Source organism: Marinobacterium lutimaris, assembly GCF_900108065.1.
Classification (GTDB): Bacteria; Pseudomonadota; Gammaproteobacteria; order Pseudomonadales; family Balneatricaceae; genus Marinobacterium_D; species Marinobacterium_D lutimaris.
The window spans coordinates 375,656-388,701 of sequence record NZ_FNVQ01000002.1 but is presented as its reverse complement, the minus strand read 5'-3'; the positions used below and the strand labels follow the sequence as shown (position 1 = coordinate 388,701).

The following is a 13,046-nucleotide window of genomic DNA, read 5'->3' as shown; positions in this document are numbered from 1 at the left end:
CTTCAATTAAACCAGACGCTTCCGCTCATTAGAAGGCGGAATTGCCATCGCTTCACGATATTTTGCGATGGTGCGCCTGGCCACATTGATTCCCTGTTCATCTAGCAGCTGTGCGATCTTGTTGTCGCTCAATGGTTTGCCTGGATTTTCCGCTGAAACCAGCTTTTTGATCAGCGCCCGGATGGCGGTGGAGGAGGCCGCTCCACCGTCTGAGGTGCTGACATGGCTGGAGAAGAAGTACTTCAGTTCGAAGATACCTCTTGGGGTGTGCATGTATTTCTGGGTGGTCACGCGTGAGATGGTGGATTCATGCATCTCCACGGCTTCCGCAATATCGTGCAGCACCATCGGTTTCATCGCCTCTTCACCCTCTTCAAGGAAGTCGGACTGGCGGGCGACGATTTCGGTGGCGACCTTGAGCAGGGTGTCGTTCCGGCTCAGAAGGCTTTTCAGGAACCAGCGTGCCTCCTGAAGGTGGTTTTTCAGGAAATTGTTGTCGGCGCTGTTGTCGGCGCGGCGAATCAGATCAGCGTACTGTGCGTTGATGCGCAGTTTGGGGGCTGCATCGGGATTCAGGTTAACCACCCACTCGCCCTTGATCTTGGTGACCACTACATCGGGAATGACATATTCCGACTGGCTCGGGTTGATCATGGCGCCGGGTTTTGGGGTCAGCGACTGAATCAGGCGGATGATCTCCTGTAGCTGCTCCTCTTTTACTCGCATGCGGCGCAGCAGGGTCTTGTAGTCATGGTTGCCGAGCAGTTGCAGGTGCTCGCAGACCAGACGCAGTGCGTCCTGCAGGAAGGGGGTATCGCTGGGAAGCTGGCGCAGCTGGATCGCCAGGCACTCGCTCAGGTCGCGGGCGGCGACGCCGGGCGGGTCGAACTGCTGGACGCGGTGCAGCACCGCTTCGATCTCATCCAGTTCGGTTTCGGCGAAATCTTCCGGATACTGGGTGACAAACTGTTCGAGCAGCTCTTCAGCGGAGAGGGTCAGGTAGCCGTCCGGCTCGATGCCGTCGATGATTGACTCGGCAACCAGACGATCACCTTCGCTCATCGGAGTCAGGTTGAGCTGCCACAGCAGGTGATCCTGCAGGGTCTCATCGCGGGTATCGTTATCGCCCGGTTCCCACTCGTCGTCCCGCGCCGGTGCGGAGGCCGCCGGTGAGGCCTGGTAGGTATCGTCCCAGGAGCTGTCCGTGGTCAGTTCGGAGGGGATATCCTCGCTCCAGCTGTCTTCCGGCGTGTCTTCATAGCTCTCTTCCCGCTCGGACTCGTGATTGTCGGAAGCGTCGGCTTTTTCCTGAGTATTATCGCGCTCATTGCCCTCGTCGCTGCCGGGGAGTTCGTTCTCCTCTTCACTGACCTCGAGCAGCGGATTGCTCTCCAGCGCCTGCTGGATCTCCTGCTGAAGGTCCAGCGTTGAAAGCTGTAGCAAGCGGATAGCCTGCTGCAGCTGTGGCGTCATGGTGAGTTGCTGACCGATTTTTAGCTGTAACGATTGCTTCATATATTACGCGATAGACTAATACTGAATCGGTTTGTACGGCGTTTCGGTCAGAGCCTGAAGCCTCAGAGTCTGAACTGGTCGCCGAGATAAGCCTGGCGTACCTGCTGGTTCGCCAGAATCTGTTCCGGGTTGCCCTGCGCGAGAATGCCACCGTCACTCACAATATAGGCGCGCTGGCAGATATCGAGAGTCTCGCGGACGTTGTGATCCGTGATCAGCACGCCAATTCCTTTGTCCTGCAGGTGGCGTACGGTCTGCTTGATGTCTCCTACCGAGATCGGGTCGACGCCGGCGAAGGGCTCATCGAGCAGGATAAAACTGGGTTCTGTTGCCAGCGCGCGCGCGATCTCGACGCGGCGGCGTTCACCCCCTGACAGAGACATTCCGAGGCTCTTGGTCAGGTGGGTGATATGGAACTCTTCCAGCAGCTCTTCCAGTTTGGCGTTGCGCTGCGCCTGATCCATATCCTTTCGGGTCTCTAGGATCGCCTTCAGGTTATCGCTGACGCTGAGTTTGCGAAAGATCGATGCTTCCTGTGGCAGATAACCTATCCCGCGGCGGGCGCGGCCATGCATCGGCAGCCGGGTGATGTCGTCCTGGTTAATACGTATCTGGCCATGATCGGCCTTGACGAGGCCAACGATCATGTAAAAGCAGGTGGTTTTGCCAGCGCCGTTGGGGCCTAGCAGTCCTACCACCTCACCGCTGCTGATCTCCAGGGATACATCACTTACCACCTGACGGCCCTTGTAACTCTTGGCCAGGTGTAGAGCTTCCAGCTGCATTATTCCTCTCCGCCCTGCTGTTTGGGCTGAATTACCATCTGCACTCGCTGGTCACCGTTTTCACTGCTGAATGCGTCGACAATCGCTTCATTCATTTTGTACACAATACGTTTGCCGGTAAAGGTGTCCTTGCCCTGTTCGACGCGGGCCTGTTCGGTGATGGTTACCTGCTGCTGGTTGACCAGGTACTCCATCCGCAGTCCGTAGGCGTGGGTCAGCGGGTCTTCGCGTTTAGGCTGCTGCTCGAACTCGGCAGGGCGCCCGGTTGATACGATCCGATTGACCTCGCCATTGGCATCGCGGAACAGCTCTACCTGATCGCCGCGAATTTTCATTGTCCCCTGTACGATCTCAACCTGGCCGCGGTAGGTGGTCACACCTGTGCGGTCGTTCATGCTGGCGCTGTCTGCGCCGATATGGATCGGCTGCGATGAATCTTCAGGAAGCGCCATGGCCGGAGATGCAAGCCAGAGTGTCAGGCTGCACAGTGCGGCTGGGATGTTCAGGTTAAGGCGCATCGTATCGTCCCCGTACATTTGAAAGCAGTTCCACCCGGCGTTCGTCGAAGTAAACCTCGAGGCCGGTGCTCTCCGTGCGCTCGCCATTGCGGGTCAGTGTGGCCGGCGCGTCGGTCTCTGCGTAGTTCCTCGGTGGGAACACATTCAGAGTGCTGGTTGTCAGCAACGAGCCGGGCCCGGATTGCGGATTATGGTTAACCTCAACATTGCCTGCAAGTTGAATCTCGCTCTGGTCGTCCAGCACCCAACCATCATTGGCGCGTATTTTGTATGTCCCACCACCCTGCTGGGGCATATGGGCGATCGGCTCCAGCAGTTGGCTGGAATTGCGCGCCGGATAGTGGTGCATCTCCTGGCTTTCCCAGCTGCGTGCGAGGTTGCCGTTTTCGTCCCAATAGCGTGATTCGTTATCGCGCATGAAAAAATCGTAGGTGGAGCGGGTCTCTTCCCGTACCACCGGATTTTTCGGCAGTGTGCTGCCGCCCAGCCCCCACCAGACCAGGAACGGGGTGATAATGATCAGTGCGATCAGTAGCCTGAGCCGTCCAGCGGTCAACACGTCAGAGATACTCCTCGAGGATGGGCATCAGCTTGTCCTGTGCGGCGAGAATCAGTTCACAGAACTCGCGCCCCGCACCCTGACCGCCAGGGGTGCTGCTAACCCAGTCTGCCTGCTCGCGCACGTACCAGTGTCCGTTGGGCACGGTGGCACCGAAGCCGGCGGCACGAATCGCACCCAGGTCTGGGAGGTCGTCCCCAATGTAGGCGGTTGAAGCGGCGTCGAAGCCGGTTTCCTGCCACAGCTCTTCCAGTGCAATGCGCTTGTCTTCGCGGCCCTGTCGCAGGTAGTTGATGCCCAGGGCTTCGGCGCGCAGTTCTACCTGAGGTGAGCGGCGCCCGGTGATGATGGCGCTCTTGATGCCGCCCTTGTGCAGCAGCTTGATGCCTAGGCCATCAAGAATGCTGAATGATTTGATCTCGCGCCCGTCAGCCAGGAAGTTGAGCTGGCCGCTGTTAAGTATGCCGTCCACGTCAAAGACTACGAGGCCGATCTTTTTAAGCTTGTCGAGCTGCTCGGTAGAGAGATTGTCCAGCATTAGATGACTCCCGCTTTCAGCATGTCGTGCATGTTGAGAGCGCCCACGGGGCGCTTGTTTTCGTCAACGACGATCAGCGCGTTGATTGAGCGGCTCTGCATGATCTGCAGCGCCTCGGCAGCGAGAATACCGGCGCGGATGGTGGTGCAGTCGGCGGTCATTACCTCGCTGATTGCGCTCTGCTTGAGGTCGATTTCCTGGTCCAGGGTGCGACGCAGGTCACCGTCGGTAAAAATACCGACCAGGGCGCCGTCCGTATCGGTCACTGCGGTCATGCCGAGGCGTTTCTGGGTGACTTCCAGCAGGGCGTCGCGGATAGAGGTATTCACATCGACGCAGGGAACCTCGCTGTCGGTGTGCATGATGTCGTCAACCAGCAGCAGCAGGCGACGGCCCAGGGCGCCGCCCGGGTGAGAGAACGCGAAGTCTTCGGCGCTGAAGCCGCGGGCCTCGAGCAGCGCGATTGCCAGGGCGTCACCGAGCACCAGCTGTGCCGTGGTGCTGGAAGTAGGCGCCAGACCCAGCGGGCAGGCCTCACGATCCACCGGGATGTGCAGGCTGATGTCAGCGCTCTGAGAAAGAGTCGATTCCGGCTTGGCGGTCATGCTGATCAGCGGTGCTTTCATGCGTTTGATCAGCGGCAGGATGGTGACAACTTCTGCTGTTTCGCCGGAGTTCGAAAGCGCCAGAACAACGTCTTCGCTGGTGAACATGCCCAGGTCGCCGTGGCTCGCCTCGCCGGGGTGGACGAAGAAAGAGGGGGTGCCTGTACTCGCCAGCGTGGCGGCGATCTTTCGTCCTATATGCCCGGACTTGCCCATGCCGGTCACGATCACGCGCCCGCGACAGTTGAGCATCAGCTCACAAGCCCGGGTAAAACGCTCGTCCAGATGGCTTAGCAGACTGTTGACCGCGTCCAGCTCCAGTTCGATGGTGCGGACGCCGGCGCTTAGAAAGTCGAAATCGGACATGGGTAACTCAATCTCTCTGAGGGGCGTTTGAATGTCGAGCCAAAGAGTTTACATCACTGCCGTCTCGGGGGCACACCCGCGGCTTGCCTGAGAATGGGATTTAGTTTCGTTTTTTAGGCTCTGATGGTATATTTCCCGGCTTCCAACTCGACTGCGTTGCCCTCGCTACGGGCCAGAAGGAACTGAGCGCGAGGCTTTCTAAGGCAGGTATATGGACCCTCTCAGCGACACTATCATCGATATCCGCGGGCTAACATTCAGCCGTGGATCGAGGACTATTTTTAACAATATTGATATCCAGGTTCCCCGTGGCAAGGTCACAGCCATTATGGGGCCTTCCGGTACCGGTAAAACCACTCTGTTGAAACTGATCGGCGGGCAGCTCAAGCCCGATGCGGGGCAGATTCTTCTCGATGGCGATAATATCCCGACTCTCGGTCGCAGCGACCTGTTCGCAGCCCGTGAGCGTATGGGGATGCTGTTTCAGAGCGGCGCGCTGTTCACGGATATGAGCGTGTTCGAAAACGTCGCGTTTCCGATCCGTGTTCACACCGATCTTTCTGTCGACATGATCCGCGACGTTGTGTTGATGAAGCTGCAGGCGGTTGGTCTGCGCGGTGCGGCCGATCTGATGCCGAGTGAGCTGTCCGGCGGCATGGCCCGACGGGTCGCCCTGGCGCGTGCTATCGCACTGGACCCGGATATCGTCATGTACGACGAACCGTTCACCGGCCAGGACCCGATCGCCATGGGCGTGCTGGTCAATCTGATTCGTCGCCTCAACCAGGCGCTGGGCCATACCAGTATCGTGGTATCGCATGATATCAACGAGACGCTGAGTATTGCCGATTACGTTTATATCGTTGCCGATGGCCGGGTGATCGCCAAAGGCTCTCCCGAAGAGCTGGCGGCAGTGGAATCCGATCAGGTGCGCCAGTTTATGCAAGGCCTGCCGGATGGTCCGGTTCCCTTCCACTATCCGGCGCCGGATTATCTGCAGCAACTGTTACAGGGATCTCGATAGATGCTGGATTGGATTCAGTCACTGGGCCACCGTGGCCTGTCGCGACTGGCTGCGTTCGGGCGTGCGGGGCGGCTGCTGGTGCAGTCCCTGGTCGCCCGGCCCGAGCCGGTCACCATGTTTCCGCTGCTGATCAAGCAGCTTTACTTTGTGGGCGTGCTGTCGCTGATCATTATCGTCGTTTCTGGCGGTTTTATCGGCATGGTGCTCGGCCTGCAGGGCTATACCATTCTCGTTGACTATGGCTCCGAACAGGCCGTCGGACAGATGGTGGCGTTGAGCCTGGTGCGCGAGCTTGCGCCGGTGGTAACCGCGCTGCTGTTTGCCGGGCGCGCAGGTTCTGCCCTGACCGCTGAGATCGGTTTGATGAAAGCCACCGAACAGTTGGCCAGCTTCGAGATGATCGGTGTTGATCCCATGCGTCGCATCATTGCGCCGCGCTTCTGGGCCGGCTTCATCTCGATGCCGATTCTGACGATTATCTTTTCAGTCGTCGGTGTCTGGGGCGGGGCGCTGGTCGCCGTGGAGTGGCTGGGCATCTTTGATGGCTCTTTCTGGGCCAACATGCAGCAGGCGGTGGATTTCCGTAATGATGTCCTCAATGGCGTGATCAAGGCCGTGGTGTTCGGCTTTGTCGTCACCTGGATCGCGGTGTTTGAGGGATATGACTGCATACCTACTTCTCAAGGAATCAGCCAGGCGACAACCAGGACCGTCGTGTTTTCGTCTCTGGCCATTTTGGGGCTTGATTTCTTACTGACCGCATTAATGTTTGGAGAGCTGTAAAAATGCGCATGCGTACAATGGAAATCAGCGTGGGCTTCCTGATGTTGGCCGGTTTTCTGGCCCTGGTAGTGCTCGCGCTGAACGTTAGTGGCCTTAACCTGTCTGATCAGGGAGGCGGATACAAGGTCTACGCCCGTTTCGATAATATCGGCGGACTGACACCGCGTGCCAAGGTGGCGATGTCCGGTGTGCAGATCGGTGAAGTGACCTCTATCCGCCTGGATCCGCAGATGCTGATGGCTGAAGTGGAAATGAAAATCCGCGATGACGTGGACTTTCTCAGCACCGACAGCTCGGCGCAGATCCTGACTTCCGGTCTGCTGGGCGAACAGTACATCGGCATTACTTCGGGTGCTGAAGATGAAATGCTGAAAGATGGCGACCGGATCAGTGATACCCAGTCAGCGCTGGTGCTTGAAGATCTGATCGGCAAATTCCTGTTTAACGAGGTAAGTGATTGATGAAGATGCTCAATCGTGCAGGCGGCGCTCTGGTTGCGCTGATGTTCATGGTGATGGCTGGCATGGCTCAGGCCAACTCTCAGGCTGCCTGGGAAGAAGCCAGTGGCGTGATGGATAGTGCGACCCGCGATATGCTGGCGGTGGTTGAGGATGAAACCCTCAAGGCACCGGAAAATATGGATCGCATGATGGGCGAGGTCGAGAAGGTGATCTCGCCGGTGGTCGACTTCCCTTACATCGCCAAGCGAGTGATGGGTAAGTACTACCGTCGTGCCAGCGACGAGGAGATGGCGCGCTTCTCCGAGGTGTTCAAGAACACCCTGCTGAAAACCTTTGCCAAGGCGATCGTCGGTTTTGAGTTCACCGGCTACGAGATTCAGCCGCCGCGCGGTGAAAGCCCGGAGCCGGATAAGCAGGTGATCAACGTTAAGGTCAGCTCCGGCAACGGCAACACCTACGCCCTGGATTACTACATGCTGAAGCAGGATGATCGCTGGACCCTGGTCAACGTGCTGGTTGACGGCGTTAACCTGCGTCTGACCTTCAAGAACCAGTTTGCCGACCTGTATCAGCGTCAGAACAGCATCACCGGTGTCATCGATAGCTGGGAGTCCCAGGTGGCGACCGAAGTTGCCAACGGAGTAACCGGCAGTGACGAAGGTTGAGCAGAAAGAAGAGGGCGTGATCGCCATTAGTGGCGATCTGCTGTTTTCCAGTGTCATGGCCGTGCGTCAGCAACTGGAATCGCGCCTTAAAAGCGCAACTGGCCAGGTTGTCCTCGACCTGGTCGGCGTCTCCCGTGCAGATAGTTCTGCACTGGCGCTCTGGCTGACCTGCCTGCGCCTGGGTGAACGCCAGGGTTTTGAGTTAAGTCTGCGTAATATCCCTGAGGGGATGAAGTCTATTGCTGATCTGGTCGGTCTCGATCACGGCCTTGCCTGAGTCTTTCTTAATTTAGTGGGCGCTGATTGAGCTAAGGTGGCTCGATCAGCGCCCAGCCTGTATTATTCACCCCCTGTCCCGACACGAACCCTAAACTCTGCATTTCGGAGTTCCGCATGCAAGCTGAAGAAGTAAAACAGATCATCGAGAGCGAACTCGATGGCTGCACCGTTTACACCACTGGTGAAGGCTGTGATTTCCAGGTAACCGCGGTGGGCGAATGCTTTGCCGGACTGACCCCGGTGAAAAAACAGCAGCTGGTTTACGGCTGTCTGACCGAGCAGATCGCCAGCGGCGCCATTCATGCAGTGTCGATTAAGACCTTTACGCCCGAACAGTGGGCCGCCAAGCAGTAAACGCGGGGCGAACAGGAATACCTGATGGATAAACTGCTAATTGAGGGCGGCGTAACCCTGCGCGGTGAGGTGCGAATCTCCGGCGCCAAAAACTCCGCTCTACCTATTCTTGCGTCTACGCTGCTGGCCAGCGAGCCGGTCACCATCGGCAATCTGCCGCACCTGCACGATATCACCACCATGCTTGAGCTGATCCGCCGCATGGGTGTTGAGCTGATGCTGGATGAAAAGCTCAGCGTGCAGATCGACCCGCGACCGATCAACGATTTCTGCGCACCCTACGAGCTGGTGAAAACCATGCGTGCGTCGATCCTGGTGCTCGGTCCGCTGCTGGCCCGTTACGGGGCTGCGGATATCTCTCTGCCCGGTGGCTGCGCTATTGGTAGTCGTCCGGTGGATCTGCATATTCGTGGTCTGGAAGCGATGGGCGCCGACATTCGGGTGGAAAACGGTTATATCCGTGCCCGCATGGACGGTCGTCTTAAGGGAGCTCGCGTCTTTTTCGATACGGTAACCGTGACCGGTACCGAGAACATCCTGATGGCCGCGACGCTGGCCGAGGGTGAAACCATTATCGAAAACGCCGCTCGCGAGCCCGAGGTGGTGGATCTGGCCGAGTGTCTGATCGCCATGGGCGCCGACATCAAGGGCGCGGGTACCGATATCATTACCGTGCGCGGTGTGGATAAGCTGCATGGCTGCCACTTCCCGGTGATGGCCGACCGTATCGAAACCGGTACCTACCTGGTGGCTGCTGCAGTGACCGGCGGCAAGGTGAAGTGCCTGAATACCCGGCCCGATACCTTTGATGCGGTGCTGAAAAAGCTGGAAGAGGCGGGTGCCAAGATCGAAGTGGGCGATACCTGGGTGAGCCTGGATATGGAAGGTCGCAAGCTCAAGGCGATCAACCTGACCACCGCACCTTACCCGGCGTTTCCTACCGATATGCAGGCGCAGTTTGCCGCCATGAACACCATCGCCGAAGGAGTGGGGCGCATCAAGGAAACGATTTTCGAGAATCGTTTCATGCACATGCAGGAGATGATCCGCATGGGCGCCAACATCATTATCGACGGTAACACCGCCATCATCGAAGGTGTGGATAAACTGCAGGGCGCGCCGGTAATGGCGACCGATCTGCGTGCATCTGCCAGTCTGGTGATCGCGGCGCTGGTTGCCGAGGGCGAGACGCTGATCGACCGTATCTATCACATCGATCGCGGTTACGAATGTATTGAAGAGAAGCTGCAGCTCCTGGGTGCGCGTATTCGTCGCGTACCGGGCTGATCGCAGCAGAGCGTGAGCAAAGAGGCCAATGAAAGAACAGCTGACCATCGCCCTGTCGAAAGGGCGCATCCTGAAGGAAACGCTGCCACTGCTGGCGGCGGCTGACATTGTTCCGGCTGAGGATATCTTCTCCAGCCGCAAGCTGATCTTCGATACCAACCATCCCCATATCAAGCTGGTGGTGATTCGTGCCACCGATGTGCCGACGTACGTGGAGTACGGCGGTGCCGACATGGGTGTGGCCGGTAAGGATGTGTTGATGGAGCATGGCGGCGAAGGCCTTTATGAGCCGCTCGATCTGGAAATTGCCTGCTGCAGGCTGATGGTCGCCGGCATGAAAGATGCCGAGCCTGTCATTGGTCGCATGAAAGTGGCCACCAAGTTCGTCAATGTGACCCGTGAATACTTTGCCCGCCAGGGGGCGCAGGTCGATATCATCAAGCTTTACGGCGCCATGGAACTGGCCCCGATCATGGGCCTGGCCGATCGCATCGTCGATATCGTCGATACCGGCAATACCCTGCGTGCCAATGGTCTTGAGCCGATGGAGCATATCGCCGATATCAGCTCCCGTTTCGTGGTCGGTCAGCCGTCCATGAAAATGAAGCACCGCCAGATCCAGCCGTTGCTGGATAAACTGGCTGCTGCTATCGAGGCCAAGCGTGAGGAGAAAAGCGCATGAGTAAGATTGAGATCACCTGCCTCGACAGTCAGCAGGCAGACTTTGAAACCCGTCTGGACAAGATGCTGGCCTGGGAAAGTGTTTCCGATGCCGGCGTAAATCAGACCGTTAACGAGATCATTGGCCGTATCCGCGCAGAGGGCGATGCCGCGCTGGTGGAGTACACCAACCGCTTTGATCGCATGAGGGTGGCCTCCATGGCCGAGCTGGAAATGGGCCAGGAGCGTCTGCAGCAGGCGCTGGAAGGTCTGCCGGCAGAGCAGCGGCAGGCGCTGGAAAAAGCCGCACAGCGCGTGCGTGCCTATCACGAGAAGCAGCTGGCCGGATCCTGGCAGTACACCGAAGACGACGGCACCATGCTGGGTCAGCAGGTGACGCCGATGGATCGTGTCGGTCTCTACGTTCCCGGTGGCAAGGCAGCGTACCCCTCATCCGTGCTGATGAACGCACTGCCGGCTCATGTGGCCGGCGTTGAAGAGATCATCATGGTCGTGCCGACGCCGGACGGCGTGGTTAACGAGCTGGTACTGGCTGCTGCGGCTGTTGCCGGCGTCAGCCGCGTATTTACCGTGGGTGGTGCTCAGGCTGTGGCTGCGTTGGCCTACGGTACCGAAACTGTACCCCGTGTGGATAAGATCGTCGGCCCTGGCAACATCTTTGTGGCCACCGCCAAGCGCGCGGTGTTCGGTGCCGTCGGTATCGATATGATCGCCGGCCCCTCCGAGATCCTGGTGATCTGTGATGGCGACACCGACCCGGACTGGGTGGCGATGGATCTGTTCAGCCAGGCTGAGCACGACGAAGATGCCCAGTCGATTCTGGTCTGCCCGGATGCGGAGTTTATCGAGCAGGTTAAGGCCAGTATCGAGAAACTGCTGCCAACCATGGAGCGTGAAGAGATCATCAGGCAGTCGCTGGGCAACCGCGCGATTATCATCAAGGCGCAGGACCTCTCCGACGCAGCGCGCATCAATAACCGCGTAGCGCCTGAGCACCTCGAGCTGTCCGTGGCTGACCCGAAAGCATTGCTGAAAGAGATCCGTCACGCCGGCGCGATCTTCATGGGGCGCTACACTGCCGAAGCGCTGGGTGACTACTGCGCAGGACCGAACCATGTGCTGCCGACCTCCGGCACCGCGCGTTTCTCTTCGCCGCTGGGCGTCTATGACTTCCAGAAGCGCTCATCGCTGATCATGTTCTCCGACGAGGGCGCGTCGGAAATGGGCAAGGTGGCTTCGGTGCTGGCGCGTGGCGAAGGCCTGACCGCCCACGCTCGTTCCGCCGAATACCGCATCAAGTCCTGATCGCTTAAGCGCCATCAGGTACAAAAAAGCACGCCTTCGGGCGTGCTTTTTTATGGGTGAAAAGTCGGGATCAGTTAACTTCCGCCGGCCTTTCGGTGGTGGTTACCACGATATCCATCTGTTCGCCGTCACGGTAGATGGTAAAGCTCGCCTTTTCGCCGGGCTTGAGGCGGGCAATGGCGTTCATGGTGGTGTGGCCGGCGTCGGTGATCGGTTTGCCATCAAACGCCAGCAGAATATCGCCGGGGCGCAGGCCAGCTTCGTGGGCCGGGCTGTCGCGATAGATGCCGGCGATGATCAGGCCATGCTGGCTCTGGTCCAGACCGAAAGATTCTGCCAGACGCGGGTTCAACGCCTGGGCCTCAACGCCCACCCAGCCGCGCACCACGCGGCCCTGTTCGATCAGGTCCTGCAGCACCTGCTTCACCAGGTCAGAGGGAATCGCAAAGCCTATGCCCTCGGAGCCGCCTGACTTACTGAAGATCGCGGTGTTGATGCCGACCAGGTTCCCGGTAGGGTCGATCAGTGCGCCACCGGAGTTGCCGGGGTTGATCGCCGCATCGGTCTGGATAAAGTCTTCGTAGGTGTTCAGGCCCAGGCTGTTGCGGTCGGTGGCGCTGATAATACCCTGGGTAACCGCCTGGCCGACGCCAAACGGGTTGCCGATGGCCAGCACCACATCGCCCACTCGCAGGTTGCCGGTGGGGGCCAGGGTGACTGTGGGCAGGTCAGGCAGGTTTATCTTCAGTACCGCAATATCGGTGGGGGGATCGGTGCCGACGATCTTGGCGGCTGCTTCGCGGCCATCCTGCAGCGCTACAATGATGGAGTCTGCGCCGCTGATCACATGGTTATTGGTGACCACGTAACCCTGGTCATTGATAATAACGCCAGAGCCGAGGCTGGCATGTACCTGTTCGCTCGCGGGCGGATTTTCGCTATCGAAGTAGTGACGGTAGATAGAGTCGTCGCCCTGCTTTTCATCGTTATTGTTGACGCGGCGGGTGTAGATGTTGACGACCGCCGGGGCGGCCTGATCAACTGCGTCGGCATAGCTGAACGGGCCGCTCTGGGAGGTCTGAGAGCTACCGGCTTCGCGAATTTCCACGCGCGGGCCTGAACCCAGCAGCTCGGGTTTGAGCTGGAGTATCAGGATAGCCGCCAGTATGCCGGTCAGAATGGGCCAGCCAAGAAACGAGAGTATGCGCATAAAGTAAAATCAAAAAGGGCGGAGCGCGCTTTAGTAAGTGCTTTGTTAAGCCGCGAATGAATCGTTGGTTTGAGCCGATTATACGGATAGTTGCGGATAAATGGGAAATAT

General features: G+C 58.5%; 16 protein-coding genes. 9 read left to right on the top strand and 7 right to left on the bottom strand.

Annotation, left to right across the window (positions count from 1 at the left end; genetic code table 11):
* Nucleotides 1–6: 6 nt before the first annotated feature.
* The 6 genes from C4S72_RS12220 to C4S72_RS12195 form a co-directional block, all read right to left on the bottom strand.
* Nucleotides 7–1,515, bottom strand: coding sequence for an RNA polymerase factor sigma-54 (locus C4S72_RS12220; RefSeq protein WP_104003399.1), 1,509 nt, complete (start codon nucleotides 1,513–1,515; stop codon nucleotides 7–9).
* Between the two features lie 62 nt (nucleotides 1,516–1,577).
* Nucleotides 1,578–2,300, bottom strand: coding sequence for an LPS export ABC transporter ATP-binding protein (gene lptB, locus C4S72_RS12215; protein ID WP_104003398.1), 723 nt, complete (start codon nucleotides 2,298–2,300; stop codon nucleotides 1,578–1,580).
* A complete protein-coding gene (lptA, locus tag C4S72_RS12210) occupies nucleotides 2,300–2,818 on the bottom strand; it encodes a lipopolysaccharide transport periplasmic protein LptA (protein WP_104003397.1) in 519 nt (172 codons plus the stop codon). Before lptA ends, lptB begins: the two co-directional genes overlap by 1 nt.
* Complete coding sequence (lptC, locus tag C4S72_RS12205) at nucleotides 2,808–3,377, bottom strand: LPS export ABC transporter periplasmic protein LptC (RefSeq protein ID WP_160115508.1); 570 nt, start codon at nucleotides 3,375–3,377, stop codon at nucleotides 2,808–2,810. The genes lptA and lptC overlap by 11 nt, the downstream gene beginning before the upstream one ends.
* Before the next feature lies 1 nt (nucleotide 3,378).
* Nucleotides 3,379–3,915, bottom strand: a complete 537-nt coding sequence (locus tag C4S72_RS12200) for a KdsC family phosphatase (protein WP_104003395.1) — start codon at nucleotides 3,913–3,915, stop codon at nucleotides 3,379–3,381.
* The gene (locus C4S72_RS12195; protein ID WP_104003394.1) at nucleotides 3,915–4,886 is read right to left on the bottom strand and encodes a KpsF/GutQ family sugar-phosphate isomerase; all 972 of its coding nucleotides are present in this window, start codon (nucleotides 4,884–4,886) and stop codon (nucleotides 3,915–3,917) included. The genes C4S72_RS12200 and C4S72_RS12195 overlap by 1 nt, the downstream gene beginning before the upstream one ends.
* A 211-nt stretch (nucleotides 4,887–5,097) precedes the next feature.
* On the opposite strand from C4S72_RS12195, the gene C4S72_RS12190 reads away from it, so the two are divergent.
* From C4S72_RS12190 to hisD, 9 genes are all read left to right on the top strand, one after another.
* The gene (locus C4S72_RS12190; protein WP_104003393.1) at nucleotides 5,098–5,910 is read left to right on the top strand and encodes an ATP-binding cassette domain-containing protein; all 813 of its coding nucleotides are present in this window, start codon (nucleotides 5,098–5,100) and stop codon (nucleotides 5,908–5,910) included.
* Entirely contained in the window at nucleotides 5,911–6,693 is a 783-nt protein-coding gene (gene mlaE, locus C4S72_RS12185; protein ID WP_104003392.1) for a lipid asymmetry maintenance ABC transporter permease subunit MlaE, read from the top strand.
* A 2-nt stretch (nucleotides 6,694–6,695) separates the two neighbouring features.
* On the top strand, nucleotides 6,696–7,154 hold the full coding sequence (gene mlaD / locus C4S72_RS12180) for an outer membrane lipid asymmetry maintenance protein MlaD (protein WP_104003391.1): 459 nt from the start codon (nucleotides 6,696–6,698) through the stop codon (nucleotides 7,152–7,154).
* Complete coding sequence (locus C4S72_RS12175; protein WP_235009133.1) at nucleotides 7,154–7,819, top strand: MlaC/ttg2D family ABC transporter substrate-binding protein; 666 nt, start codon at nucleotides 7,154–7,156, stop codon at nucleotides 7,817–7,819. Before mlaD ends, C4S72_RS12175 begins: the two co-directional genes overlap by 1 nt.
* On the top strand, nucleotides 7,806–8,096 hold the full coding sequence (locus C4S72_RS12170) for an STAS domain-containing protein (RefSeq protein ID WP_104003390.1): 291 nt from the start codon (nucleotides 7,806–7,808) through the stop codon (nucleotides 8,094–8,096). The genes C4S72_RS12175 and C4S72_RS12170 overlap by 14 nt, the downstream gene beginning before the upstream one ends.
* A 116-nt stretch (nucleotides 8,097–8,212) precedes the next feature.
* A complete protein-coding gene (locus tag C4S72_RS12165; RefSeq protein ID WP_104003389.1) occupies nucleotides 8,213–8,452 on the top strand; it encodes a BolA family protein in 240 nt (79 codons plus the stop codon).
* A gap of 24 nt (nucleotides 8,453–8,476) precedes the next feature.
* A complete protein-coding gene (murA, locus tag C4S72_RS12160) occupies nucleotides 8,477–9,739 on the top strand; it encodes a UDP-N-acetylglucosamine 1-carboxyvinyltransferase (protein WP_104003388.1) in 1,263 nt (420 codons plus the stop codon).
* Nucleotides 9,740–9,767: 28 nt separating this feature from the next.
* Nucleotides 9,768–10,421 (top strand): ATP phosphoribosyltransferase, encoded by a 654-nt coding sequence (hisG, locus tag C4S72_RS12155; RefSeq protein WP_104003387.1) that lies wholly within the window; start codon nucleotides 9,768–9,770, stop codon nucleotides 10,419–10,421.
* Entirely contained in the window at nucleotides 10,418–11,725 is a 1,308-nt protein-coding gene (hisD, locus tag C4S72_RS12150; RefSeq protein ID WP_104003386.1) for a histidinol dehydrogenase, read from the top strand. Before hisG ends, hisD begins: the two co-directional genes overlap by 4 nt.
* 70 nt (nucleotides 11,726–11,795) lie before the next feature.
* On the opposite strand, the gene C4S72_RS12145 is transcribed toward hisD, so the two are convergent.
* A complete protein-coding gene (locus tag C4S72_RS12145; protein WP_104003385.1) occupies nucleotides 11,796–12,935 on the bottom strand; it encodes a S1C family serine protease in 1,140 nt (379 codons plus the stop codon).
* Nucleotides 12,936–13,046 lie beyond the last annotated feature (111 nt).

What these genes read in the sequence shown, in the direction of transcription:
- C4S72_RS12220 (WP_104003399.1), bottom strand. Translation starts at nt 1,515, where the DNA reads ATGAAGCAATCGTTACAGCTAAAAATCGGTCAGCAACTCACCATGACG.
- lptB (WP_104003398.1), bottom strand. Translation starts at nt 2,300, where the DNA reads ATGCAGCTGGAAGCTCTACACCTGGCCAAGAGTTACAAGGGCCGTCAG.
- lptA (WP_104003397.1), bottom strand. Translation starts at nt 2,818, where the DNA reads ATGCGCCTTAACCTGAACATCCCAGCCGCACTGTGCAGCCTGACACTC.
- C4S72_RS12200 (WP_104003395.1), bottom strand. Translation starts at nt 3,915, where the DNA reads ATGCTGGACAATCTCTCTACCGAGCAGCTCGACAAGCTTAAAAAGATC.
- C4S72_RS12195 (WP_104003394.1), bottom strand. Translation starts at nt 4,886, where the DNA reads ATGTCCGATTTCGACTTTCTAAGCGCCGGCGTCCGCACCATCGAACTG.
- C4S72_RS12190 (WP_104003393.1), top strand. Translation starts at nt 5,098, where the DNA reads ATGGACCCTCTCAGCGACACTATCATCGATATCCGCGGGCTAACATTC.
- mlaE (WP_104003392.1), top strand. Translation starts at nt 5,911, where the DNA reads ATGCTGGATTGGATTCAGTCACTGGGCCACCGTGGCCTGTCGCGACTG.
- mlaD (WP_104003391.1), top strand. Translation starts at nt 6,696, where the DNA reads ATGCGCATGCGTACAATGGAAATCAGCGTGGGCTTCCTGATGTTGGCC.
- C4S72_RS12175 (WP_235009133.1), top strand. Translation starts at nt 7,154, where the DNA reads ATGAAGATGCTCAATCGTGCAGGCGGCGCTCTGGTTGCGCTGATGTTC.
- C4S72_RS12165 (WP_104003389.1), top strand. Translation starts at nt 8,213, where the DNA reads ATGCAAGCTGAAGAAGTAAAACAGATCATCGAGAGCGAACTCGATGGC.
- murA (WP_104003388.1), top strand. Translation starts at nt 8,477, where the DNA reads ATGGATAAACTGCTAATTGAGGGCGGCGTAACCCTGCGCGGTGAGGTG.
- hisG (WP_104003387.1), top strand. Translation starts at nt 9,768, where the DNA reads ATGAAAGAACAGCTGACCATCGCCCTGTCGAAAGGGCGCATCCTGAAG.
- hisD (WP_104003386.1), top strand. Translation starts at nt 10,418, where the DNA reads ATGAGTAAGATTGAGATCACCTGCCTCGACAGTCAGCAGGCAGACTTT.
- C4S72_RS12145 (WP_104003385.1), bottom strand. Translation starts at nt 12,935, where the DNA reads ATGCGCATACTCTCGTTTCTTGGCTGGCCCATTCTGACCGGCATACTG.